General features: G+C 69.3%; 22 protein-coding genes. 11 read left to right on the forward strand and 11 right to left on the reverse strand.

The window, feature by feature from the left end; all coding sequences use genetic code 11:
* Positions 1 to 38 precede the first annotated feature (38 nt).
* A complete protein-coding gene (locus tag H507_RS0101735) occupies positions 39 to 2,714 on the reverse strand; it encodes a multicopper oxidase domain-containing protein (RefSeq protein ID WP_026377622.1) in 2,676 nt (891 codons plus the stop codon).
* 183 nt (positions 2,715 to 2,897) lie between these two features.
* The gene (locus tag H507_RS0101740; RefSeq protein WP_022909003.1) at positions 2,898 to 3,272 is read right to left on the reverse strand and encodes a hypothetical protein; all 375 of its coding nucleotides are present in this window, start codon (positions 3,270 to 3,272) and stop codon (positions 2,898 to 2,900) included.
* A 148-nt stretch (positions 3,273 to 3,420) separates the two neighbouring features.
* Here H507_RS0101740 and H507_RS14025 point away from each other — a divergent pair, with 148 nt between their 5' ends.
* The 5 genes from H507_RS14025 to H507_RS0101765 all read left to right on the forward strand — a co-directional run bounded on the left by H507_RS14025 (position 3,421) and on the right by H507_RS0101765 (position 8,383).
* On the forward strand, positions 3,421 to 3,927 hold the full coding sequence (locus H507_RS14025) for a GNAT family N-acetyltransferase (protein ID WP_022909004.1): 507 nt from the start codon (positions 3,421 to 3,423) through the stop codon (positions 3,925 to 3,927).
* 104 nt (positions 3,928 to 4,031) lie between these two features.
* The gene (locus H507_RS0101750; RefSeq protein WP_022909005.1) at positions 4,032 to 5,411 is read left to right on the forward strand and encodes an alpha-L-fucosidase; all 1,380 of its coding nucleotides are present in this window, start codon (positions 4,032 to 4,034) and stop codon (positions 5,409 to 5,411) included.
* A 257-nt stretch (positions 5,412 to 5,668) separates the two neighbouring features.
* A complete protein-coding gene (locus H507_RS0101755) occupies positions 5,669 to 5,893 on the forward strand; it encodes a hypothetical protein (RefSeq protein ID WP_022909006.1) in 225 nt (74 codons plus the stop codon).
* Between the two features lie 70 nt (positions 5,894 to 5,963).
* Positions 5,964 to 6,182, forward strand: a complete 219-nt coding sequence (locus tag H507_RS0101760) for a hypothetical protein (RefSeq protein ID WP_022909007.1) — start codon at positions 5,964 to 5,966, stop codon at positions 6,180 to 6,182.
* 290 nt (positions 6,183 to 6,472) lie between these two features.
* Positions 6,473 to 8,383 (forward strand): glycoside hydrolase family 127 protein, encoded by a 1,911-nt coding sequence (locus H507_RS0101765; RefSeq protein WP_040437581.1) that lies wholly within the window; start codon positions 6,473 to 6,475, stop codon positions 8,381 to 8,383.
* A gap of 31 nt (positions 8,384 to 8,414) precedes the next feature.
* Here the strand turns inward: H507_RS0101765 and H507_RS0101770 are convergent, their stop codons facing one another.
* Positions 8,415 to 9,374, reverse strand: coding sequence for an aldo/keto reductase (locus H507_RS0101770; RefSeq protein ID WP_022909009.1), 960 nt, complete (start codon positions 9,372 to 9,374; stop codon positions 8,415 to 8,417).
* Positions 9,375 to 9,542: 168 nt separating this feature from the next.
* Here H507_RS0101770 and H507_RS0101775 point away from each other — a divergent pair, with 168 nt between their 5' ends.
* Positions 9,543 to 10,532: a hypothetical protein gene (locus tag H507_RS0101775; RefSeq protein ID WP_022909010.1), complete on the forward strand. Its 990-nt coding sequence runs from the start codon at positions 9,543 to 9,545 to the stop codon at positions 10,530 to 10,532.
* A 199-nt stretch (positions 10,533 to 10,731) separates the two neighbouring features.
* On the opposite strand, the gene H507_RS0101780 is transcribed toward H507_RS0101775, so the two are convergent.
* The 4 genes from H507_RS0101780 to H507_RS0101795 form a co-directional block, all read right to left on the reverse strand.
* Positions 10,732 to 11,952 carry a PQQ-dependent sugar dehydrogenase gene (locus H507_RS0101780; protein ID WP_022909011.1) on the reverse strand — a complete coding sequence of 407 codons (1,221 nt, stop codon included), beginning with the start codon at positions 11,950 to 11,952 and terminating at the stop codon, positions 10,732 to 10,734.
* A gap of 63 nt (positions 11,953 to 12,015) precedes the next feature.
* Positions 12,016 to 13,038 (reverse strand): L-idonate 5-dehydrogenase, encoded by a 1,023-nt coding sequence (locus H507_RS0101785; RefSeq protein ID WP_022909012.1) that lies wholly within the window; start codon positions 13,036 to 13,038, stop codon positions 12,016 to 12,018.
* Positions 13,035 to 14,504 carry a mannitol dehydrogenase family protein gene (locus tag H507_RS0101790; RefSeq protein ID WP_022909013.1) on the reverse strand — a complete coding sequence of 490 codons (1,470 nt, stop codon included), beginning with the start codon at positions 14,502 to 14,504 and terminating at the stop codon, positions 13,035 to 13,037. Before H507_RS0101790 ends, H507_RS0101785 begins: the two co-directional genes overlap by 4 nt.
* 43 nt (positions 14,505 to 14,547) lie before the next feature.
* The gene (locus H507_RS0101795) at positions 14,548 to 15,375 is read right to left on the reverse strand and encodes an SDR family oxidoreductase (RefSeq protein WP_022909014.1); all 828 of its coding nucleotides are present in this window, start codon (positions 15,373 to 15,375) and stop codon (positions 14,548 to 14,550) included.
* Positions 15,376 to 15,457: 82 nt separating this feature from the next.
* Here H507_RS0101795 and H507_RS0101800 point away from each other — a divergent pair, with 82 nt between their 5' ends.
* The gene (locus tag H507_RS0101800; RefSeq protein ID WP_026377626.1) at positions 15,458 to 16,006 is read left to right on the forward strand and encodes a TetR/AcrR family transcriptional regulator; all 549 of its coding nucleotides are present in this window, start codon (positions 15,458 to 15,460) and stop codon (positions 16,004 to 16,006) included.
* A gap of 240 nt (positions 16,007 to 16,246) precedes the next feature.
* Positions 16,247 to 16,681, forward strand: coding sequence for an OsmC family peroxiredoxin (locus H507_RS0101805; protein ID WP_022909016.1), 435 nt, complete (start codon positions 16,247 to 16,249; stop codon positions 16,679 to 16,681).
* A 56-nt stretch (positions 16,682 to 16,737) separates the two neighbouring features.
* Here the strand turns inward: H507_RS0101805 and H507_RS14030 are convergent, their stop codons facing one another.
* Both H507_RS14030 and H507_RS0101815 read right to left on the reverse strand, forming a co-directional pair.
* Complete coding sequence (locus H507_RS14030) at positions 16,738 to 18,225, reverse strand: mannitol dehydrogenase family protein (protein WP_022909017.1); 1,488 nt, start codon at positions 18,223 to 18,225, stop codon at positions 16,738 to 16,740.
* A gap of 126 nt (positions 18,226 to 18,351) precedes the next feature.
* Complete coding sequence (locus tag H507_RS0101815) at positions 18,352 to 18,831, reverse strand: MarR family winged helix-turn-helix transcriptional regulator (protein ID WP_022909018.1); 480 nt, start codon at positions 18,829 to 18,831, stop codon at positions 18,352 to 18,354.
* An 88-nt stretch (positions 18,832 to 18,919) separates the two neighbouring features.
* Here H507_RS0101815 and H507_RS0101820 point away from each other — a divergent pair, with 88 nt between their 5' ends.
* Together H507_RS0101820 and H507_RS14035 are read left to right on the forward strand one after the other, a co-directional pair.
* Positions 18,920 to 19,543, forward strand: a complete 624-nt coding sequence (locus tag H507_RS0101820) for an NADPH-dependent F420 reductase (protein WP_022909019.1) — start codon at positions 18,920 to 18,922, stop codon at positions 19,541 to 19,543.
* Positions 19,544 to 19,630: 87 nt separating this feature from the next.
* Complete coding sequence (locus H507_RS14035) at positions 19,631 to 19,927, forward strand: hypothetical protein (protein ID WP_022909020.1); 297 nt, start codon at positions 19,631 to 19,633, stop codon at positions 19,925 to 19,927.
* Between the two features lie 10 nt (positions 19,928 to 19,937).
* Here the strand turns inward: H507_RS14035 and H507_RS14040 are convergent, their stop codons facing one another.
* Entirely contained in the window at positions 19,938 to 21,104 is a 1,167-nt protein-coding gene (locus tag H507_RS14040) for a cation diffusion facilitator family transporter (protein WP_022909021.1), read from the reverse strand.
* Positions 21,101 to 21,478, reverse strand: a complete 378-nt coding sequence (locus tag H507_RS0101835; protein ID WP_211217282.1) for an ArsR/SmtB family transcription factor — start codon at positions 21,476 to 21,478, stop codon at positions 21,101 to 21,103. The genes H507_RS14040 and H507_RS0101835 overlap by 4 nt, the downstream gene beginning before the upstream one ends.
* Positions 21,479 to 21,600: 122 nt before the next feature.
* Here H507_RS0101835 and bioB point away from each other — a divergent pair, with 122 nt between their 5' ends.
* On the forward strand, positions 21,601 to 22,692 hold the full coding sequence (gene bioB / locus H507_RS0101840) for a biotin synthase BioB (protein WP_022909023.1): 1,092 nt from the start codon (positions 21,601 to 21,603) through the stop codon (positions 22,690 to 22,692).
* Positions 22,693 to 22,732 lie beyond the last annotated feature (40 nt).

A 22,732-nucleotide genomic window follows, 5' to 3' on the forward strand; every position in this document is an offset into this window, starting at 1 on the left:
GACGTCTTGCCCCGTCTGACCGACCCCGACCGACGTCGTCAGGTCACGTCGATGAAGCCGCGGGCACCGCGCTCGGCGTCGACGAAGGCGTGGCTGACGAAGGTGTAGCGCCCCGGTTCGGGGAACACCAGTTCCACGAACCCACCCTGGGCGGCAGACAGGTCGAGTGCCTGAGCTCCACCCCCGGCCGACGTCGAGGGACGCAGCAGGTAGGCGCCCTCCTTGTAGACGGTGTCGAACTGGCCGCCGACCACATGGAAGCTGATGCCCCGGCTGGGGCCCGCCGCCAGCAACCACAACCGGACGCGCTGCCCGGTGCGGGCGGTGAGGGGTGCATGCACGTACTGGTTCGCGTGCCCGTTCCACAGCACCAGGCTCGGCTGCTCGGAGGCGATGGCGTCGGTCGAGACGTCACGGATGCCCTCGGCATCGGGGCCGGTCAGATAGGTCTCGCTGGCCACCAACAGGTACTCCAGGTCGGCGGGGGCGAGATCGTCCGGGGGGACGATGACCGCGCCGAACATGCCCGAGGCCAGGTGAAGGCTCATCGGCATGGTCGAGCAGTGGTACAGCCAGATGCCGTGGCGTTGCAGCGTGAAGGGGTAGTCGAGGGACGCGCCCGGGGCGATGGTGCGCATCACCTGGTTGGGCGCGATCGTGCCCGCGTGGAAGTCGATCGAATGGCCCATCGAGCCGCGGTTCACCAGGTGCACGCGCATCTGGTCGCCACGGGACGCGTGGATCGTCGGCCCCATCATCCGACCCTTCTGCCCGGGCTCGGAGTAGGTCATGGCCCGTACCCTCACCTTCGGCGCCACCTCGATCACCGGTTCGGTCACCTCGAGCGTGAGCGGGTGCACGTGCCCGGCGGGGCGGGCGGCCAACCGCGGGTCCCGGGTGACGAACCCGGCTCCCGGGGCCAGGGTCAGGTCGAACCTCTCCGACGACGACGTGGTGCCTCCGGCAGGGGCGGCGGACGATGAACCGTTCACCACCAGGTGGAAGACCATCCCCATGGCCCGGTGGCCGGCGACGGTGCACCAGCCCTCCACCGTCTCGGCGCCCACGACCGTCTCGAGGGTGCCGCTCTGGTGGGGGCCCAGTCGTCCGGTCGACTCACCGGTGGCCAGCGCGAGGTCGTGCACCGTCGAGTCGTCGTGGTTGGTGAGTCGGACGACCACCCGGTCGCCCGCGTGTGCCGTCACGGTGTCGGGCACGAACCGCATGCCGACGGCCCGCACGGCGACGGTGACGGTGCGTCCCGTGGGCACGACGTTCGAGGTGTCGCGGGTGGTCAGGGCCGGGATCACCACGGCGGCGGCGATGGCGCCCAGACCGACGGTGGCCTCGAGCAGGTCGCGCCGTGCCAGGTCGGACGAGGGGGTGCCGGTGGCGGGGTCCCGGTCGCTCTTGTCGGGGCCGGCTGCCTTCGGGCCGGCGGTGGGCTTCTGGGTGCTGGCCGCCGACTGCTTGCGGGCGGCGACGTGCGCGCGCACCATGCCGGTCAGCACCGGAAGGAACAGGGCCAGCCCGAGCACGGTCAGCGCCGCTGCCGCGCGGCGGGTGCCGCTGGTGGCCGGCGCGACCAACCAGACGACCAATCCGGCGTTCACCAGCGCCCAGCGCAGACCCGACCAGCGGTTCGCCGCCGACGTGCTGGCGCGCACCACCGCCGGCCCGCCTCCCATCACGGTGGGCATCAGGTAGGTCATGGCCCCGAGCAGCAGTTGGGCGCCGAAGCCGACAACGATCACCAGGGTGACCCGCTGCAGGTCATGGGTGCTGCCGGGGTTGACCGCGGCATTCACCGCCAGCGCCACGTCTGCGGCGATCAGCCACAGGAAGGCTGATCCCATCGCGTATCCCGGGTAGTCGCGGGGCGGCTTGCGGAGCGCGGCCGTGGCCAGGGGCAGCCCCACCAACAGCAGCGCCGCCAGGTGCACGGCGAGACCGAGCACCGCGACCGCGGGGTGAACGAACGACCCGCCTGCGGTCAGCAGCACGCCGGTGCACAGCATCGGCAGGGCGATCCGGGCGGCCCGTTCGGTGCCCTCGGCCATGGGGGTGCGCAGGACGGTGGGCCACAGGGTGATCAGGGTCGCGACCGCCGTGGTCGCGACGAAACCGAGCACGTTGAACGCCAGGTGGGCGAGCAGGATCCGCCCTGCCCAGGGCTCCGCGAACCCGAACGCCAGCGTTGCCCCGGCCGCCGTGCCGAGCACCATCAGCACGCACGCGGTGGCGTACCAGCGCACGACCGTGGTGAAGCGAGCCGGCAGCGAGACCTTGATCTGGCGGACGAGGGAGATCCCGTGGTCGAGCACGGCACCGGCCACTGCCAGCGCCCCGACCAGGGTGACCAGCGGAGCCCAGGAGAGCAGGCCACCGAGCAGCATGCCCACCATGGCGATGGCGATGCCTGCGTTCAGCACCCCCAGCCGCGCCAGTTGTCGTCCCCGTTGGCTGTCGGGCACACGCCGCCGCAGCAGGGCCTCGGCGAAGTGCTGGCCCCACACCACGATCGAGTTGGTGACCAGGCCCAGGGTGACCATGTGCACCAGCAGCCAGCGCAGGTCGAAGAACTGGTCGACCACCAGGGCAACCAGCAGCAGTGACATCCAGATGCTGACGGGACGACCCGCTCGGCGGTGCCAACTGCGTCGATCCCCCGCGTCGCTCGGACGACCCCCCGGTCCTCCGCCGGGGCCGGGCAGGAGGGACGCGCGCGCGTCGGGAGGGGGTGGGGCGGTGGGGGTTGTCACCGGTCGAGTGTAGGAACTCACGGCTGCGGCTGACCGGCCGGGGTCGGGATTCGGTCACGGCCCAGTGCCTCCGGTGGCGGGTGCGGCGCTCGGGTGAACTGGGGTACCGGGGACGGCGTCCTCGCTCCGACGGCCTCAGCCGAGGAGTTGTTGGGCGATGAAGCCTGCGGCGACCGCCACAGCGGTGGCACCGGCGGCGACCAGGGGTGCGGCCGAGCGGCGGGCGACGGCTCGTCCGACCATGAACGGCACCAGGCAGAGCACCAGCGCCAGCACCACCAGTACGGCACCGCCGGTGGGGTCGGGGTTGGGTTCCTCGGCCAGGAACTGTGACGAGGCTCGGGTCAACTCGTGCGATCGGACGATCATGGCGGCCACCGACGCGGCGGTGATCGCGGCGGCGACCGCCGTGGCCAGCACCGTCGTGCCCCGCAGCACCGGGCCGGTGGCGGGAGCGGGGTCCTCGGACGACACCGGCGCGATGGTGAGGGGGTCGAGGGTGGCGGTCATGGTTCGATCCCACCAAACCGGTCGTGCCCGGGGCCACCGTCGCGGCCCCCAACCGGCCCCCAGGGGAACCGTGTTCATCCCTGGGTGTGAGCCGTGCACCGGTGAGCCAGACTGGGGTCTGGATGCGTGTGGAGAAGGGAAGAGGGGCATGAGCGGGAACGAGAAGCCGATTCGGTTCGGCCGGTTGACCGAAGTTCCCCTTGAGGAGGTGTCCGCGCTGCTGAACGAACCGCGCAATGCCAGGCACATGCCGCTCGCTCATCGGCTCAGTGAAGGTGAGGTCGCCGCCTGGGTGCGCGGCAAGGACGCGCAGTGGTCGAGCGAGCCGTACGGACCGTGGGCGATCTGGGTGGGCGACCGGTTCGCCGGCTGGGGTGGATTCCAGCGAGAGGACGAGGACGCAGACTTCGCCCTGGTGCTGCTCCCCGCGTTCTGGGGGTGGGGGAGCGTGATCACTGCCGCGGCACTCGACCAGGGCTTCGACGAACTGGGCCTCGACTCGGTCACCATCTCGTTGCCGGCCTCCAGGAATCCCGATCAGGCGGTCGCCAGGTTCGGTTTCGTCCCCGACGGGGTGGTCTCCTACGACGGCACGTCCTTCCGCAGGTTCCGGTTGTCGAGGTCGGTCTGGAGGGCGGCCACCGGTTCGTCCTGACGGCGCCCGGTGCCACGGTCACTCGGTGCTGGGTTGGCCACGGTGATTGCGCGGGTCGCGACCGCCCCGCCCCCCAAGCGGTCCGCTGTGGTTAGCGTTGAGCCATGAGTTCGAGCGCCCCCGCCTCCCCGACGCACGCCCCCACCTCGTCCGTGGCCGCCTTCGATGCCCGCTACCACGAGCGCTTCGCCCGGTCGCAGTGGTGGCGTGATGCCCGCTTCGGCATGTTCATCCACTGGGGGGCGTACGCGGTTCCCGCACGAGGTGAGTGGGTGCGATCGATCGAGCGCATCTCGAAGGAGGACTACGAGGCCTCCATCGACGCCTTCACCCCCGACGGCGTCGACTTCGGAGCCTGGGCCGACCTCGCCAAGGCCGCCGGCATGCATTACGCGGTGATGACGGCCAAGCACCACGACGGCTATGCCCTGTTCGACTCCGCGGTCAGCGACTACACCACGGCCAAGCGCGGGCCCCGACGCGACTTCGTCCGCGAGTACCTGGACGCCTTCCGCAGCCGAGGCCTGAAGGTGGGGCTCTACTTCTCCGTGATCGACTGGTACCGCTCGGACTTCCCGCACTTCGGCGATCGGCAGCACCCCGAGCGCGACAACGAGGACTTCCGCGACCACCAGCCCGACCTGGAGAGCTACCGCCAGTTCATGCACGCGCAGATCCGGGAGCTGTGCGCGAACTACGGCCGCCTCGACGTGATGTGGTTCGACTTCTCGTACCCGGGCATGACCGGCGAGCAGTGGGGGGCCGAGGAACTGGTCGCGATGGTGCGTGAGTTGCAGCCCGACATCATCCTCGACAACCGGCTCGAGGTCTCCGGCGAGGGCAAGGGGACGATTGTCACCGATCACCCCTCGAGCTACGCGGGCGACTTCGTCTCGCCCGAGCAGATCGTGCCGCCGACCGGGATGACCTGCGACGACGGCACGCTCGTGCCCTGGGAGAGCTGCCTGACCCTCAACAACAACTGGGGCTTCCACGCCGACGACCACGACTGGAAGTCGTCGACCACGGTGGTTCGGCAGTTGGTCGAGTGCGTCGCGAAGAACGGCAACCTGTTGCTGAACGTCGGCCCCGATGCCGAAGGGACGATCCCCGCAGAGTCGCAGCGGATCCTGCGTGAGGTGGGGGAGTGGATGGACGTCAACGCCGAGTCGGTGCGCGGCTGCGGGTCGGCTGACCTGCCGAAGCCCGACTGGGGTTGGTACACCCGCAACCACGCCGACGGACGAGTCTTCGCGCACGTGCTCGAGCAGCCGATCGGCCCGGTCGCCCTGACCGGGATCGCGCCGGCGGCGGTGGCTGGCGTCAGGGTGCCCGCGACGGGGGAGGAGCGGGGACTGTCGAAGTCCTGGACGACCTCGAACTACCCCGACGTGTCCTTCGTCTCGCTGCGGGACCCCGAGGAGCACACGTTCCCCCTCCCCGACCCGAAGGACACGGTGCTGGAGGTCCGGCTCAAGGACTGACGCAGGCCCGTCGGTCGACCGGTGAGCGGAGCGCCCGTGGCGAAGGCACACTCGCCACTCCACCTCGTTGACTACCCAGTTCGTCTCCGGGCTGAACATGGCAAACGTTTGCTCATCGGCCCGACAACCGATGTTGCCGAATCTTGCCAACTTGGTGCATAATGGATGCAGGTTCACAGCAAGGCTGCTCGTCCGAGCAGCGCACGCTGAGAACGGACGAGAGAGCGGCTGATCGTCCGATCGAAAGGGAACCTGCCATGTATGACCTCCACGCCGCCCACACCATCGCCCGCTGGGAGAACCAGCAGTCCTCGTCCCACGAGGCCGAGGCGCGTGACGACCTCAACCTCACCGCGCTGACCAGCCAGGTCGGCCGCCGTCGGGGAAGCCGTGGTCGCTCGACCGCCACCTCGATCACCCTCGACGCCGCCCGCAAGGGTTTCGCGCAGCTGCTCGGCCAGCGCGCCCGCGTCGCCCACTGACCCCATCCGGCCCACGCCCCCTCGGGCGAACCTGCCAACCGGCAGCGGGCCACCCGAAAGGAAATGCAGCATGACCCCTCAGTACAGCGCCATCGCCCTCGCCAACGCCGAGGCCCGCGTCCCTTCGATGAACGATCGTCTCGTCACCGAAGACCTCAACCTCAACGGCTACGACGAGACCCGTCTCGGCCTGACCAGCGGTGCGTTCCTGCCCGCGCAACCCGACTTCTCGTTCGACTTCAGCTGGCTGGCGGGGCTGTTCACCCGTCGCCAGGTGCGTCACGCCTGATCGAGGCCTGAACCCGAGCCCGTGGGGGCCGTCACCCGTTCCGGGTGGCGGCCCCTTTCGCCGTCCCGGGGACCATGCTCGCTCTCCCCGAGCGGTGACGGGGGCCAGGATCACCACCGTGGCTCGACCAACCCTCGAAAACGGGAGGTTGGTCGAGCCACGGTGGTGATCTTGGCGGGGATCGGGAATTTGAACGATCCAAACAGGGCGGCGGCAGCGGGGTAGCGTGGGTTGCGCCCGCCCGCCCGACGGGCCCTCGACGTCCTCCCCTGGAGAGTCCCGTGACATCGGTGTCCATCCTTGCCCCGGCGGCCACGCGCAGCGACCGCACCCGCCTTCGTCCCCTCGACATCCGCAACGTGCGGCTCGACCCGTCGGGTCTGCTCGGACGACGGCAGCGGGTGAACGGTGAGGCCACCATCCCCCATCTGGTCGAGCAGCTCGAGCGCACCGGGGCGGTCGACAACTTCCGCCGCCTCGCCGGCACCAGCGAGGCCGACTTCCGCGGTCTGCTGTTCTCCGACTCCGACGTCTACAAGACCATCGAGGCGATCGCCTGGGAGATGGGTCGCACCGGCACCACCGCCTTCGACGCCTGGCTGGACGAGGTGATCGGCCTGATGGCCGCCGTGCAGCAGCCCGACGGCTACCTCAACACGTGGATCCAGGGCGTGCACCCCGAACTGAAGCTCCAGGTACTGGCCTGGAACCACGAGATGTACATGCTGGGTCACTGGCTGCAGGCCGCGATCACCTTCGACCGGGCCACCGGACGCCGTGACCTGCTGGATCTCGCCGAGAAGTTCGTCACCCTGATCGACCGCACCTTCGGCCCCGGCGGCGAGCGCGACGGCATCCCCGGTCACGAGGAGATCGAGACCGCGCTGGTCGAGCTCCACCGTCACACCGGCGAGGAGCGGCACCTGCGGTTGGCGCAACACCTGGTCGACCAGCGCGGCAAGGGCATCCTCGACGGCGGCAACATGAGGCAGCGCTACTTCCAGGACCACGCCCCCGTTCGCGAGTCCTTCGACCCCACCGGGCACGCCGTCCGCCAGCTCTACCTCAACGCCGGGGTCACCGACCTGGTGATCGAGGGTGCCGACGAGGCTCTCGCCGAGGCCATGCGTCAGCAGTGGGAACGCACCCACGAGCGGAAGATGTACATCACCGGCGCCTTCGGCTCACGTCACCGGGACGAGGCCTTCGGCAATGACTACGAGCTGCCCAGCGACCGCGCCTACGCCGAGACCTGCGCCACCATCGCCGACCTGCAGTGGACCTGGCGGATGTCGCTGATCGAGGACGACCCCCGGCACGCCGACGTGATCGAGCGCGAACTGCACAACGCGCTCCCAGCCTCGCTCGACGACACCGGTACCCGCTTCTTCTACTCGAACCCGGTGCAGCGGCGCCCCGACCGGTTCAGTGAGGGCAGTGCCCCCGCCGAGCGGGTGGAGTGGTACGAGTGCCCCTGCTGCCCGCCCAACATCGCCCGGGTGATCGCACAACTGTCGGGCTACGTCGCCGCGACGAGGCCAGACGGCGGCTTCGAACTGCTGCAGTACGCGTCCTGCGAGATCGACCTGTCCGCTGGCACGCTGCGCGTCGAGACCGACTATCCGCGCTCGGGCCTCGTCCGTCTCTCGATCGAGGGGGATGCACCCGAGGCTGCTGTCGGGTTGCGGGTGCCGGGGTGGGTGACCTCGGGCCGGGTGCGGATCGCCGGTCGCGACCGTGCGATCACGGCCGACGAGCTCGCCGCGGGACGGGTCGAGTTGTCGGGCAGCGACGCGGACGGGGCCGAGATCGAGTTCGACCTGCGGCCCCGGTGGACGGCCTCGCACCCCAGGGTCGACGCCACCCGCGGCTGCGTCGCCCTGGAGCGCGGTCCCGTCGTCTACTGCGTGGAGCAGGTCGACCTGGGTGAATCGGCCCAGGTGGACGACCTGAGGATCGACCCCACCGTCGCAGTCAACGAACAGGCCGACCAGCCTGCCGGCGAGGACGCGATCGCGCCCCCGCTCGCCGTCTCCGCCACGGCGTGGACCGATGCTCGTCCGTTGTTGCGCGATGCGCTCGCTGAGGAGGAACGATCGGACGAGCACCAGGTCGATGTCAGGTTGGTGCCGTTCGCGACCTGGGGCAACCGTGGCCCCGGGGCGATGCGCATCTGGCTGCCTCGCCTGTCGGAGCACTGATCGGTCGTCCCCAACGGGGCCAGCAGTCGGGTCAGCGGTTGATCATCTGCTGCATCTGCGGGGCGTAGCGCACCGAGTCGACCTGGAACTGCCTCGAGGTCTCGTCGAGCCGGGCCAGGTCATCGGCGTCGAGCTCCACCGAGGCCGCGTTGGAGTTCTCGGCGGCGCGCTCGGGCTTGCTGGTTCCAGGGATCGGAGCCGCGTACGAGCGGGTCGTGATGATCCAGGCCAGCGCCACCTGGCCGGGGGTGCAGTGGTGCTTGTCGGCGACCTCGGTGACCACGTTGACCAATCCTTGGTGCTGCTTCATGGTCTCGTCCTGGAACCGGGGGAACATTCCCTTGCGTCGGTCGTCCACCTGGTCGGGGCTGGTGAGCTTGCCGGTCAGGAAGCCCTTGCCGAGCGGACTGAAGGGCACGAAACCGATGCCGAGTTCCTCCAGCGCCGGCAGGATCTCGTTCTCGGGCTCGCGCCACCACAGCGAGTACTCCGACTGCAGGGCAGTGACGGGCTGCACGGCGTGGGCGCGGCGGATGATCTCGAAACCCACCTCTGACAAGCCGAAATGCCCCACCTTGCCGGCGTCGATCAACTCCTTGACGGCACCCGCCGATTCCTCGATGGGCACGGCCGGGTCGAGGCGGTGCTGGTAGAGCAGGTCGATGTGGTCGACCCGCAGCCGCTGCAGCGAACCGTCCACGACCCCCTTGATGTGATCGGGTCGGGAGTTCAGCCCGTCGAGTCCGTTGTTGACGTTGAAGCCGTACTTGGTGGCGATCTTCACCCGGTCGCGCACGGGTGCGAGCACCTCGCCGACCATCTTCTCGTTCTCCCACGCGCCGTAGACCTCGGCCGTGTCGAAGAAGGTGACGCCTGCGTCGAGGGCGGCGGGGATGACTGCCTTGGCCTGGTCGAGGGAGGTCAGGCTCATGCAACCGAAGCCGATGTCTGACACCTGCAGGTCGGATCGTCCGAGGAAACGCTGGTGCATCTGGGTTCCTTTCGTGGGTCTTCCTCCACGCTAATCCTGCGGGCGAGGCTGTGAGAGGCCTTGTCGCTACCCCCTTGACCTAGGCGACGGCGATGCCGAGCAACGCTGGCGGACACGATGGGACGCCGTCGGTTCCGCGACTTCGTCGGGGCGCGCACACTTGTGCCCATGAGTCGCGACACCGGGCAGCCCCCCGACGAGCCGATCGCCCGTCCGCGGGCACTGCGCTGGGCGGGGTGGCTGACCTTGGCGGCGACAGTCGTGTTGGTGTCGGTGCTGGTGGTTCCTGCCTGGGTCGGGCACGGGCGACGGGCCCTGGGCGACCCTTCTCCATCCCGGACGTCCTCCTCGCCGACACCCTCCCGTCGAGCAGGGAACGGGGACCCCTTCGACGCCGGCCCGCTGGTGGCGGGCCCCGGGGACCGGCTGATCTCGGGCGGGCAGGTGTTCGAGGACCCCTCCAACGGGCGCGGGCTGCAGTTCTGCGTGGGCAACATCGCCGCGAAGTACCCCCCGACCTGTACGGGCTGGACGACCCGTGGCCTGACCTGGGCGCACGTGGAGTCACGCGGGGTCGATGTCACGACCGACCGCGGGATCCGCTGGGCGCAGGCGGTGCTCGTCGGCACCCTCCAGGACAAGACGTTCACGGTCCAACAGGTCTACCCCGACGATGACAGTGCACCGTGGCCACCCGGGCGTGACATGGGCGGCGGATTCAACTTCAACGCCTTCTGCGCACCGGCCCGCACCACCGTCGAACGCGGTTCCGCCACCGCCGCCCAGCGCGCGGCCGAGAGTCGTCCCGACTACCAGATGCTCTACGTCGACGGATCGATCATCAACGTGGTGGTGACCGAGGACGTCGAAGGGGCCAGGGAGGCGATCGAGAAGGTCTACCTCGGCCCGCTCTGCGTCGGGTTGGGTCGTGGGCTGACCCATCGCCGGCTCGCCCAGGCCCAGGCCGCGGTGACTGCACTGATGACACCGTCGAGCGGGATCAACGCCGTCGGCATCCGTCCCGAGGGGCAGGGGGCTGCCCTCGAGGTGTCGGTCGACGTGCTCACCCAGGATCTCTACGACCAGATCGTCGGGGCGGTCGGACCTGACGTGGCCCAGTGGCTCGTCATCCGCCCCAGGATGCTGCCGATCCCCTAGTGGGGCCGGCGTTGGGTCGTCCATCAGGATGACATCCCCGGCAGGAAGCGGCGTGGTGGCCCCGCCTAGGCTCGGGGGTCCGACCACGAAAGGGATGCCCATGCGCCGCCGCGGCCTCGGGTTGGGGCTCCGCTTCACCTGCCGGTTCCGTCACGGCGTCGGAAGCCACGACCCCTGCTTCGGTCTGAGTCGGGCGGCCTCAGCCGCTCGGCGGATGGGCGGGATCGATCCTGAGGATGCGGTCGTCGCCCGGGCGCGGGCTGCCGCGACCGTCGGTGTTGTTGGTGAGCACCCACAGGTGCCCGTCGGGAGCAACCACCACATCGCGCAGACGCCCGAACTCGCCCACAAGCATCTCGGACGACCGACCCGGATCCCGGACCGGGACCCGTCGCAGCCGATTCCCCTTGAGGTTGGCGATCCAGATGGCAGCGCCCCTGTCGGTGTCGTCGCTGCCTGAGTCGCCGGTGATCGCGATGCCACTGGGACTGGCCTGGTCGGGGGTCCATTGCTGCACGGGATCGACCAGTCCGGACCGGTGCGCGATTCCCTCGACGGTCGGCCATCCATAGTTGGCACCCGGCCGGATGATGTTCAGTTCGTCCCAGGTGTTCTGTCCGAACTCGCTGGCGAACAGGGTGCCGTCGGGCGCCCAGGCCAGGCCTTGGGGGTTGCGATGGCCGAAGGAGTAGACCAGCGACCCGGGGAACGGGTTGTCGTCCGGGACCTCGCCGTCGGGTGTCATCCGCAGGATCTTGCCGTTCAGTGCGCCCCGGTCCTGGGCGCTGGCACGAGCACCGGCGTCACCCACCGTGGCGTAGAGCATGCCGTCCGGGCCGAACGCGATCCGGCCGCCGTTGTGGGTGAACGCCTTCCGGATGCCCGCCAGGATCACGGTGGGATTTGACAGGGAGAGCGACGGGCCCGTGCCGGTCAGGGAGTACCGGACGATGCGGTTGTCGTCGGCGGCGGTGAAGTAGGCGTAGAGGGCGTCCTGGCGCACGGCGAGGCCGAGCAGTCCTCCCTCACCGGCGTGGACGACTCCGGTGACGGTCCCGATCTGCCGTGGGGCGACGGGCGTGCCTGGGGTGGCGTCAACGGCGAGGGGAACTGCGGAGATCGCGAGCACGCGACCGCTGTCGCGCTCGCTGACCAGGGCGGTGGTGCCGTGGAAGGTGATCGACCACGGGGCACTCAGGCCCGTGGCGACCTCGGTGATGGTGGGCGACTGCGAGGAGGTGGCCGGTGGACGCGCGGTCCCGCCCGGCGTGGCGGTGGTGGCACTGCCAGCGGTGGAGGTGCTTCCCGAGGGTGTGGGGGCTGGGGTGCTGGGCGAGGTTCGGGCGGTGTCCTTGGTGCAGGCACCCAGACCGGACACCAACAGAGCGGCGAGGATGACGCTGCGTCGGTTCGGGTCCATGAGCAAGCTCCTGTCTGGTGCCCCGATGCTACGTGCCGGGCGGGAGCGGGGTGGGGCACGACCTCAGCCCAGCCGCACCAACACCTTGCCGGAGGCCTCGGAATCCCGTGCCACCTCGAAGGCCTGAGCCACCTGGCCCAGCCCGAAGCAGTGGGTGACGACGGCGGCGATCTCGGGACGACCGTCGAGCAGGACGATGGCGTCATCGATCTCGTCGATGAAGCGGAAGTTCGTGCGCACCGTGACCTCCTTGCTGATCAGCCGGGAGAGTTCGAGTGACTGCGGCCCGGCTGGGACCATGCCCACCTGCACCACCGTTCCCCCTCGTCGCACCGCACGCCAGGCGCTGTTGACCCCGGACGCCGTTCCGGAGCACTCGAACACCACCTCGAACCCCTCGGGGAGTTCCTCCCCTCCTGCGGCCCCCACCCAGTAGGCGCTGTCGGCCCCGACCTCCTGGGCGCGCGCCAAGGGTCCACGGGCGACATCGGATGCCGCCACCGTGGCGGCACCGCCGGCGCGCAGGGCCGCGACCTGCAGCAACCCGATGGGGCCGGCACCCACCACCAGGGTGCGCGCACGCGCGACCGGTCCCGCCTGCGACAGGGCATGCAGCGCGACGGCCAAGGGTTCGGCGAGGGCTGCTCTGTCCAGCGGAAGGGAGTCGGGCAGCACCCGCACCATGGTGCGGTCGACCACCACGAACTCGGCCATCGCCCCCTGGGTGTGGGGCCAGGTGGCGGCGCTGCCCAGGTAACTGCCCCCGGGCCACAGGTGCGGACTCGATCCGAGGCCAGGCTGGGACACACCGAAACGGGCCGGGTGCACGGTCACCGGGGTTCCCGGCCGGAGCGTGCCCGACGGGTCGAGGTCGACGCGGCCGGACAGTTCGTGCCCCGGCACCAGCGGCTCCCGCACCACGAAGTCGCCGTTGGCGCCGTCGTACCAGTAGTGCAGGTCCGACCCGCAGATGCCCACGTGGCTGATGCGCAGGCGTACCTGGTGCTCGTCCGGTTCAGGGATGGGGAGCCTCTCGACACGCAGGTCACCGGCTCCCCAGATGCGGACTGCCGCCATGGTGGTCATGCCTGGCTCCAGCCGCCGGTGGCCTCCGTGGCCGCCTGTTCGATCCCGTCGGCGGTGATGACGCCGACGAGTTCGGTGACCCGGTCGATGAATGGCTCCTGGTCGACCAGACCGGGCATCACCGCCGCCACCACGGATCGGGTGCGGTCTGAGCCGAGTCGCCCATGGGTGAGCGAGAGCAGTTCGGCGCGGCGCGGTTCGTCCATCTGGTCGGCAATCGCGCCCGGACGGAATCGGTCGGGTGGGCAGACGCAGCAGATCCAGGCGGCCGTGGTGAGGGCCATCACGTGGGGAACCTCCCCTCGATCCAGGGCTCCTAGCGCTGGTCGGGGAAGGCGTTGGGGGAGTTTGGACGACCCGTCAGACCCCACCCTCGCGATGCTGTCACCCAGGGCCGTGTTCGACCAGCGCTCGTACAGCCGGCCCACGTGGGTCTCCACATCGAAGCCCGAGGGTGCCGTGATCACGGGCAGGCACTCACGATTGATCGCGGTGATGACCGCTTCGCGCACGAACTCGTGCCCCCAGGCCTCCGGGATGGTCGCGCAGCCGGCGAGCGCGCCCGCGTAGCTGATGAGCGAATGCATGGCATTGAGCAGCAGGAGCTTCAATTCCTCGAAGCGGTCGACCTGGTCGGAGAAGACGACGCCGGCCGACTCCCAGGCCGGACGACCAGCCGGGAAGGAGTCCTCGAGCACCCACATCGAGAAGCGTTCTGCGGGCACGGGCACGCGGTCGTCGACCCCCAACAGGTGCTCCACCCGCGCACGGGTGAGGTCGCTCGTGGCCGGCACGATGCGATCGACCATCGTGTTCGGGAAGCTCACGTGCTGAGCAATGTGCTCGATCACGGACGACTTCACGCCCGCCAGGTCGAGGTAGTCGAGCACCGCGGCTCGGGTGGTGGCGCCGTTGGACGAGACGTTGTCGCAGGAGACCACCGCGATCGGGGACTGGTCGTGGGCGCGGCGTTCGAGCCCTCGGGCGAGCAGTCCGATCATGGTGCGGGGTTGAGCGCAGGCGAGGTCGGCGCTGATGGCGCCCCGGTCGGGACCTGCAGCACCCGACGCCCCCGGCATGCGCAGGTAACCCTTCTCGGTCAGCGTGAGCGTGACCACGCGGTGTCGGGGATCGGCGATCCGGTTGATCACGGCCTCCGGTTGGGTGGCGGCGACGAGGGTCTCGCGGTGCACGTCGACCACATCGGCCCGATCTTCGGCCGGGTCGAGTTGGAGCACCGCGTAGAGGTGGTCCTGCTCGGCCATGGCCCGAGCGATGGCCGGGGAGCGGTGGGCGACACCGACGATGCCCCAGTCACCCGGCTCGGCGGCGATAGCCAGGGCGGTGTCCACGGCTTGGTGGGCGCGGTGGAACTGTCCCAGTCCGAGGTGGACGATGCCCGTCGCCTCGGGCGCGGCGGCACCGATCCGAGCGGAAATGGGGAGGCTGGCTCGGCTGAGGCGCATGGTGTCATCCTCTCGCCAGCGACGTGGGCCCCGCTGGCGTCCTCTACTTCCAGCCCCCGAGACGGGCGGCCAACGCGTCCCCCGCACGGGTCGGCAGCACCTGACCCATCGCCACCATCGCCGCCGCCTGGACTCCCGCGGCGTACCTGGCGCGCGGACGGGGTGCGGTCAGGGCGCGTTCGACGGTGCGGGCGACCACGTCGGGGGAGACGGTGCGGGGTCGCAGCATCCCGACCAGCTTTCGCATGCCGGCCAGGTGCGCGGCGTAGAGCTCCCGGTGGTGCGGGGACAGCTTCGCCTCCATGTCGTCGAGTGCCCCGTCGATCGTCCGCCAGGCGGAGGTGTCGGTGGGGCCCGGTTCCACGACGACCACGTCGATCTCCCACGGCCGCAACTCCACGCGGAGCACGTCGGCGAGGCCTTCGATGGCGAACTTCGAGGAGCAGTAGGCGCCCTCCATGGTCACCGCAGTTCGTCCGCCGGTGGACGAGATGAAGACGATCCGACCGGCTGCCTCGCGGATCTTGGGGAGCACCGCCTGGGTGACGGCGACCTGGCCGAACACGTTGACCTCGAACTGGCGGCGGAAGTCTTCGATGGAGATGGCCTCAACGGGTCCGAGCACCCCGATGCCCGCGTTGTTGACGACGGCGTCGAGTCGGTGCGGCAGCCGGTCGAGGAGTGCTTCGACCTGGCGGCTCTCCGTGACGTCGAGTTCGACGGGGGTGATGAGCGTGTTCCTCGCGGCGAGCCGTTCGCCTTCCGCTGCGGCGCGCACCCCTGCGAAGACCGTCCAGCCGGAGGCCGCCAGACGTAGTGCGACCGCCTCACCGATACCGCGACCCGCGCCGGTGACCAGTGCTGTGGGCATGTGTGTCCTCCCTTTGCTGCATCCGCTCGAGCCAGACACTACATCTGTAGTACACAGGTGTCACGACCTCTATGGTGTCCAAGTGACTTCACAGCGAGAACGAGTGCTGGACGCCGCCATCGAGGTGCTCGGCACCCAGGGGCTCAGGGCCCTCACTCATCGCCGGGTCGACCTGCAGGCGGGGCTGGCGGCTGGTTCGACCTCCAACCATTTCCGCACCCGCGAGGCGTTGGTCATGGGCGTCTCCGAGGCGATTCCCGAGCGGGAACTGCGCGGGTTCGAGGACGCTGTCGCTCCAGGCTCGGTGGAGGAGTTGGTCGACCTGCTGGTGGCCCTCATTGACCACGCGACAGATGGGAATCGGACGATGACCGCTGCCCGACTGGCGCTGTTCATGGAGGCCAACCATCATCAGGCCCTGCGCGAGTCCATCTGGCGCGGCCGTCAGACGATGACGGCCTTCCTGGAGCCAGTCATGATGGGGCTCGGGGCGATCGAGCCGATCGTCTCTGCGGGGGCGCTGATGGCCTGCGCTGAGGGTGTGATCCTGCATCGGATCGCGCGCGGCGACGACTCGGACGCCAAACCGCTGCTCGACGTGGTGGTGAGGGGGTCCTTCCGCGCGAGCTGAGCGCGGGGCGCGGGACCCAATCGTGCCGATCGTGTGCTCTGGTGGCGATTGTTGCCCTCCCAGCAGCACTTTCGGCGCCAGCGCACGCGATCCGCACGATTGCCCCACGTGACGCCTGCGGCGGGCGGTTCAAGGGGCGGGCAGTTGCCTCGTTTGCCTTGGGCAGCGTGCCGACGATGTCTATCGTGGGGATTCCAGCGGGGCCAGCATCCGGCCTACCGCGCGAACGAAGGGACCTCCATGCCCACACCCATCACCAGCAGCGCGTCCGCCACCTGGAACGGTGACCTGTTCTCCGGATCCGGCTCCGTCTCCCTCGACACCTCGGGCTCGGGCTCGTTCCCGACCGGCTGGAAGTCGCGCGCCGAGGAGGCCGGCTCCACCACCACCCCCGAGGAGCTGATCGCCGCGGCTCACTCCACCTGTTTCTCGATGGCCTTCTCGAACGGCCTCGCCAAGAACGGAACCCCGCCCACCCAGCTCGACACCAAGGCCGACGTCGTCTTCGTCGCCGGTCAGGGCATCACCAGCATCGCCCTCGACGTCACGGGTCAGGTCGAGGGTCTCTCGGAGGAGGACTTCGTGAAGCTCGCCGAGGAGGCGAAGAAGAACTGCCCCGTTTCGGTGGCCCTGGCAGGTGTCCCCGAGATCACGGTGACGGCGCGACTGGCCTGACCGGTCCAGCTGCCGATCCCAGGCGGATCACGCTCCGGCCGCCGGGGAGGTGACGGTCACTCCCCGGCGACCAGCTCGCGCATGACCGCCCGCGCACCACGACCGCGAATGGCGTGCAGGGCGCCGACGAATGCTTCGGCGAAGACCGGGTCGTCCGCGAGGGAGCCGAAGACCACCCCGTCGCGGATGAAGGCCAGCTCGTCCCCGGCTCGCTGGAGTTGGGCAGCGGCTGTGAGTTCCGCGCCACGCTTGTCGTCCACCGCGATCGTCGATCCGTCCTCGGCGACGCCCTCGTCACCCAGCGCCCACGCGGCGACCATGGCAGCACCCAGTGTGACCGGCCGTCCCCCGGCGAGGTTGTCGCGCACCGTCGCCAGGACGAGATTGGGCATGCGGTCCGAGGCATCCTGGGCGAGCCGCGCGGTGGTGTCGGCGATGGCGGAATTGCTGAAGCGCTGGAACAGGGTGTCGATGTACTGGGGCAGGTCGATGCCGGGCACCGGACGCAGCGTTGGCAAGGCCTCGCGCTGCACGTAGGCCCGAGTGACGGCCGCGATGTCGGGGTCCGAGGCGGCTGCGTCAGCGCGATCGACGTGGAGCAGTCGTCCCCAGTGGGCCAGCGACTGGTGTGAGGCGTTGAGCAGGCGCAGCTTCATCAACTCGTAGGGCACGACGTCGTCGACCAACTGCACCCCCACCCGTTCCAAGGGCGGACGACCCAGGGTGAAATCGTCCTCCAGCACCCACTGGGTGAAGGGCTCGCAGGTCACCGGCCACCGGTCCTCGATGCCCCAGGTGTCGGCGACCAGGGTGACGTCGGCCGGGGTGGTGACGGGCGTGATGCGGTCGACCATGCAGTTGGGGAAGGCCACCTCGGCCTCGATCCACGCTGCGAGCTCGGGGTCGGACATGCCGGCCTGGCCGACGACGGCCGTGCGGGCGATGTGACCGTTGCCGGGCAGGTTGTCGCAGGACATGACGGTGAAGGGTGGGATCCCGCTCTCGCGCCTGCGCCGGAGTGCCTCGACGATGAACCCGAAGGTCGTGGTGGGGGACTGCGGTTGCCTCGAGTCGTGGACGGCCCCCTCGGCTTCGGTGCGGAAGGTGCCGGTCTCGTCGTCGATGTTGTAGCCGCCCTCGGTCACGGTCAGCGAGACGATGCGGGTGGTCGGTGCGGTGAGTACGTCGAGGACGGCAGCGGGGTCGTCCGGTGCGAAGAGGTAGTCGTGGATCGACCCGATGACCCGGGGTTCCAGCGTTCCGTCGGGATGTTTGAGGACAAGCGTGTAGAGGCCCTCCTGAGCGCTCAGCACATCGCGCATGCGCGCATCTGACGGCATCACCCCCACCCCGCAGATTCCCCAGTCGAGGGCCAATCCCTCGCTCATCAGCCGGTCGAGGTACATCGCCTCGTGGGCCCGGTGGAAGTTGCCCACTCCGAAGTGGACGATCCCCGGGCTGACCAAGGAGCGGTCGTACCCGGGGGCGAACGGAGCGGAGGCAGGGTGCGAGGTCGGACGGTGGGGGTGGGCCGGGCTGCTCATGGGTGCGTGGTCTCCGTGCTGGGGCCGAGGAAGTGGTCCCCCCATTCTGGTGGCGTCTCGGCCCTGACGGGCGGAGGGGGCCCAGTGGCGCGCGGAACTGCAGGGGCTTGCTGGCACGGCCCGGTGTCAGGCGACCACCTCGTCCTTGCACGGCTGCAGGTTGGCGTTCACGCGTTCGAGCAGGGCCGCCAGCTGAGCGAGTTCGTCCGCGCTCAGACCCCCCATGATCGTTTCGCGGGCGAGCGCCACGTGGGGCTTGGTGGCCTTGAGCCAGGTTCCTCGTCCCTCACGGGTGAGGACCACGTTGATCGAGCGTCGGTCGGTCGGGCAGGCGACACGCTGGACGAGTCCGCGGCTCTCGAGCCGGTTGACGGCCTTCGACAGCCGCGGCGCCGGCGAACTTGTCACCGCGGCCAGGTCACCCATCCGGAGCAGGTTCTCGGGAGCAGCCATCAACGCGCCGAGGATGGCGTACTCGAAGTTGATGACTCCGGCGTCGGTCGACAACTGCTGGTCGAGCGCGGCAGGCAGCACCTGGGCCGTGGTGACGAGGGCGAGCCAGGCGCGGGCCTGGGTGGGGTTCATTCGGGCGACGGTGGGCTGCATGAGTCCAGTGTGCCAAACAACTTGCCTGAGCAACGAATCCGGTCTACTGTTGTTGAACAGGCAACTACTTCATCATCCAGGAGACACCATGAGCACCATCACCATCATCGGTTCGGGCAACGTCGGTTCCGCCGTCGCCGCAGTCGTCGCCAAGGGCGGCGCCAGCGTGCAGGTGCTGGGTCGCGATCTCGACAAGGCCGCCGCCCTCGCCAGTCAGGTCGGAGGCACCTCCGGCTCCGTGGGTGACGCCATCACGGGCGACATCGTGGTGCTGACGGTTCCCTACGCCGCACTCTCGGAGCTCGCTGACCTCTACGGGTCGCAGCTCGATGGCAAGGCCGTCGTGGACGTGACCAACCCTCTCGACTTCTCGACCTTCGACTCCCTCACCGTGGCAGCCGGCTCGTCCGCCGCCGACGAGTTGCAGGCCAAGCTGCCGAACGCCAAGGTGCTCAAGGCCTTCAACACCGTGTTCGCCGGCGCACTCGCGGCCGGCAAGGCTGGCGACGCCCCCGTCACCGTGCTGGTCGCCGGTGATGACGCCACTGCCAAGCAGGCCCTGATCGATGCCGTCACTGCCGGAGGCGTGGCCGCCGTCGACGCCGGTTCGCTCAAGCGGGCCCACGAACTCGAGGCCCTGGGCTTCCTGCAGCTGACCCTGGCCGCGGGCGAGACCATCGGCTGGACCGGTGGCTTCACGCTCAACAAGTGACGCCGGGGCCCGCGCCCGGCCGGGCAGCCTCGGGTGATCGTGGCGCCATGGGGTACGGCCGAGGTCTCCGAGGATGATGATGGCGGCATGAACATCCTGACAATGGTGACGGCTGAGGTGGACCAGGACCGAGCCGTCGACCTGATCGCGGCCTTCGAGGCCATGCTTGCCGAGGGGCTGCCCGACGGGTTGCTCGAGAGTCGGCTCCTCGGCGATGGCGAGGGCCACTGGGCGATCCATTCACTGTGGAGGGACCGCGGGGCCCTGGACGCCATGCGCGCCGCTCCCGAGCCGCCGGCTGCGCCCACCCTGTTCCGCCGGTTCGGTGGTGATCCGAGCCTGGTGGTGTTGCCCGTCCTCGCCGCCAGCCAGCAGCCCCAGTGAGCCAGCAGAGTCAGTGCGTCGAAGCGATTGTGCGGATCGTCATGGCATCGACGTTCGGCAGATGCGCCTTCACGGCTGCACAGGCCTCGTCCTCGATCTGGTTGGCCTCGGCGAGGGTCACGGCGTCCACCCCGACCACGGCCTCGCCGCGGAGTCGGTGACCCACCCAGCGCAGTTGGACGACCCTGATCGAGGTGATCGCCGCCACGTGCTCGAGAGCATGGTGGACGCGGTCGACCAGGTCGGGGTCGATCCCGTCCATCAGGCGGGTACCGACCGAACGGATGGTCCCGACCAGCAGCACCACGATCATGGCCGAGATGAGCAGTCCGACAATGGGGTCGGCCAGGGGGAATCCCAGGAGCACGCCCACCCCGCCGATCACGACGGCCAGTGAGGTGAAGCCGTCGGTGCGGGCGTGCACCCCGTCCGCGACGAGGGCGGCCGAGCCGATCCTTCGTCCGACCCGAATGCGGTAGAGCGCCACGGCCTCATTGCCCAGGAAGCCCACGATCCCTGCTGCGATCACCCAGCCGACGTTTGCCATGGGAGCCGGGTTGATGATGCGGCCCACCGCTTCCCACGCCGCAACCACGGCCGAGAAGGCGATCATCGCGACGATGAAGAGCCCCGCCAAGTCCTCGGCCCGGTTGTAGCCGTAGGTGAAGCGCTTCGTTGCCGCGCGGCGCGAGAGCACGAATGCGATCCACAGCGGGACGGCCGTGAGGGCATCGGAGAAGTTGTGGATGGTGTCGGCCAGCAGCGCGACCGAGCCCGACATGGCGACGATCACCGCCTGGGCGAAGGCTGTTGCGAGCATGATCACGAGACTGATCTTGAGCGCGCGCACCCCGGCGCCTGTGGCCGTCAGGGCGTCGTCGATGGAGTCCGCTGGGTCGTGCGAGTGCGGGACGAAGATCTCGTGCAGCACTCCTTTGAGGCCGGTGGGGTGTGAGTGCCCGTGGTCCCCATGCCCGTGATGGTCGCGTCCCTCGTGGTCCTGGGGGTGGCCGTGGCTCTGGTGGTCGTCATGGGGGCGGCCGTGGTCGTGGTGCCCCTGAGCTTGGTGGCCGTGGGGGTGCCCGTGCTCGTGGTGCTCGTGACCCTGGTGGTCGTGGCTCTGCCGTGCCACCTGCTCGTCCATGGGGTCGGTTGTGTCGTCCGCGCGAGTGCTCATGCCTGCTCCTTGACCGGGTCGTGATGGCGGGGATCATCGAGGGAGTGCTCGGCCTGGTGGATGGCATCGCGGACGAGTTGCGACGCATGCTCATTGCTGAGCCGGTAGAAGACGCGCTGCCCCACCTGTCGTGTCGCGACGATGCGCGCCATCCGCAGCTTCGCCAGATGCTGGGAGACGGCAGCCGATGACTTGTCGACGAGATCCGCCAGATGATTGACCGACAGTTCGTCGTGGCTCGTCAGCGCGAGAATGATGCGGACGCGGGTGGCGTCGGCCAACATCCCGAAGATCTCGACGGCCAGTTCCACGAACTGCGTGTCCGACTCGATGGGCGAAGCACCGTCCAACCGCACCTGCGTATCTGCATCCATGCGCAGATACTTTCACAGTTGTGAGGCGTGCGCTCATTGGACGATCACGAGGGGCTCCCAAATCTCCTCCGCGCCATACTGAACACCGTTCAAATGAACACCGTTCAATTCTTAGGAGCGTCATGGCCCCCTACGACCGACTCGCCGACCACGTCTTGGCAGGCACGCCTGCCGAACCCGACGAGGCGCTGGGCGTGCTGCGCTCCGGCGACGAGGACCTTCTGCCCGTCGTCAGCGCCGCAGCCCGCCTCCGTCGTGCCCACTTCGGCAACTCGGTGAAGGTGAACTATCTCGTCAACCTGAAGTCGGGGCTGTGCGCCGAGGACTGCAGCTATTGCTCACAGCGGCTGGGATCCACGGCAGACATCCTGCGCTACACCTGGCTCAAGCCCGACGAGGTGATCGGACAGGCGACGGCTGGCCTCCGCGGCGGGGCGTCGCGGGTCTGCCTGGTCGCGAGTGGACGCGGACCGACCGATCGCGACGTCGATCGGGTGGCCGGTATGGTCGGCGAACTCAAGCAGCAGCACCCCGACGTCGAGGTGTGCGCCTGTCTGGGACTGCTCAAGGAGGGACAGGCCGAACGCTTGCGTGAGGCCGGGGTCGATGCCTACAACCACAACCTCAACACCGCCGAGTCGCACCATGACACCATCGTGACCACCCACGGCTGGGGCGACCGTGTGGAGACCGTCGAGAAGGTGAAATCGGCGGGCTTGTCGCCCTGCTCCGGTCTGATCGCCGGACTGGGGGAGAGCGATGAACAGCTGGTGGAGGCGATGTTCGCTCTGAGGGAGCTGGACTCCGACTCGATCCCGATCAACTTCCTGATGCCGTTCGACGGCACCCCGCTGCAGGGCACCTGGGAGCTCACCCCTTCACGCTGCCTGAGGATCTTGGCGATGGCACGTTTCGTCTGCCCTGACAAGGAGATCCGCATCGCCGCCGGCCGCGAGCTCCATCTGCGATCCCTGCAGGGGCTGGCCCTGCACGTGGCCAACTCCATCTTCCTGGGTGACTACCTCACCTCCGAGGGGCAGGCGGCTCAGGCAGACCTGGAACTCATCCGTGACAACGGCTTCGTGGTGCTGGGCGCACAGGAGGTCGCTCCCACGTCGACGGGACGCACCCCACAAGGGGGCCGCTCGGCGGAATCCCAAGGGCCTGCGGTTCGGCGGCGGGGAGCAGGGACTCGCGTCGCTCCGAATGCCTGAACCCAATCGTGCGGATCGTGCGCTCTGGCGACGATTGTTG

Source organism: Aestuariimicrobium kwangyangense DSM 21549 (genome assembly GCF_000421525.1).
GTDB lineage: Bacteria > Actinomycetota > Actinomycetes > Propionibacteriales > Propionibacteriaceae > Aestuariimicrobium > Aestuariimicrobium kwangyangense.

Coding starts and splice junctions, on each gene's coding strand:
- H507_RS14035 (WP_022909020.1), top strand. CDS start 19,631: ATGAACATCCTGACAATGGTGACGGCTGAGGTGGACCAGGACCGAGCC.
- H507_RS14025 (WP_022909004.1), top strand. CDS start 3,421: ATGAGCGGGAACGAGAAGCCGATTCGGTTCGGCCGGTTGACCGAAGTT.
- H507_RS0101750 (WP_022909005.1), top strand. CDS start 4,032: ATGAGTTCGAGCGCCCCCGCCTCCCCGACGCACGCCCCCACCTCGTCC.
- H507_RS0101775 (WP_022909010.1), top strand. CDS start 9,543: ATGAGTCGCGACACCGGGCAGCCCCCCGACGAGCCGATCGCCCGTCCG.
- H507_RS0101835 (WP_211217282.1), bottom strand. CDS start 21,478: ATGGATGCAGATACGCAGGTGCGGTTGGACGGTGCTTCGCCCATCGAG.
- H507_RS0101790 (WP_022909013.1), bottom strand. CDS start 14,504: ATGCGCCTCAGCCGAGCCAGCCTCCCCATTTCCGCTCGGATCGGTGCC.
- H507_RS0101755 (WP_022909006.1), top strand. CDS start 5,669: ATGTATGACCTCCACGCCGCCCACACCATCGCCCGCTGGGAGAACCAG.
- H507_RS0101760 (WP_022909007.1), top strand. CDS start 5,964: ATGACCCCTCAGTACAGCGCCATCGCCCTCGCCAACGCCGAGGCCCGC.
- H507_RS0101770 (WP_022909009.1), bottom strand. CDS start 9,374: ATGCACCAGCGTTTCCTCGGACGATCCGACCTGCAGGTGTCAGACATC.
- H507_RS0101795 (WP_022909014.1), bottom strand. CDS start 15,375: ATGCCCACAGCACTGGTCACCGGCGCGGGTCGCGGTATCGGTGAGGCG.
- H507_RS0101780 (WP_022909011.1), bottom strand. CDS start 11,952: ATGGACCCGAACCGACGCAGCGTCATCCTCGCCGCTCTGTTGGTGTCC.
- H507_RS14040 (WP_022909021.1), bottom strand. CDS start 21,104: ATGAGCACTCGCGCGGACGACACAACCGACCCCATGGACGAGCAGGTG.
- bioB (WP_022909023.1), top strand. CDS start 21,601: ATGGCCCCCTACGACCGACTCGCCGACCACGTCTTGGCAGGCACGCCT.
- H507_RS0101820 (WP_022909019.1), top strand. CDS start 18,920: ATGAGCACCATCACCATCATCGGTTCGGGCAACGTCGGTTCCGCCGTC.
- H507_RS0101805 (WP_022909016.1), top strand. CDS start 16,247: ATGCCCACACCCATCACCAGCAGCGCGTCCGCCACCTGGAACGGTGAC.
- H507_RS0101740 (WP_022909003.1), bottom strand. CDS start 3,272: ATGACCGCCACCCTCGACCCCCTCACCATCGCGCCGGTGTCGTCCGAG.
- H507_RS0101815 (WP_022909018.1), bottom strand. CDS start 18,831: ATGCAGCCCACCGTCGCCCGAATGAACCCCACCCAGGCCCGCGCCTGG.
- H507_RS0101785 (WP_022909012.1), bottom strand. CDS start 13,038: ATGACCACCATGGCGGCAGTCCGCATCTGGGGAGCCGGTGACCTGCGT.
- H507_RS14030 (WP_022909017.1), bottom strand. CDS start 18,225: ATGAGCAGCCCGGCCCACCCCCACCGTCCGACCTCGCACCCTGCCTCC.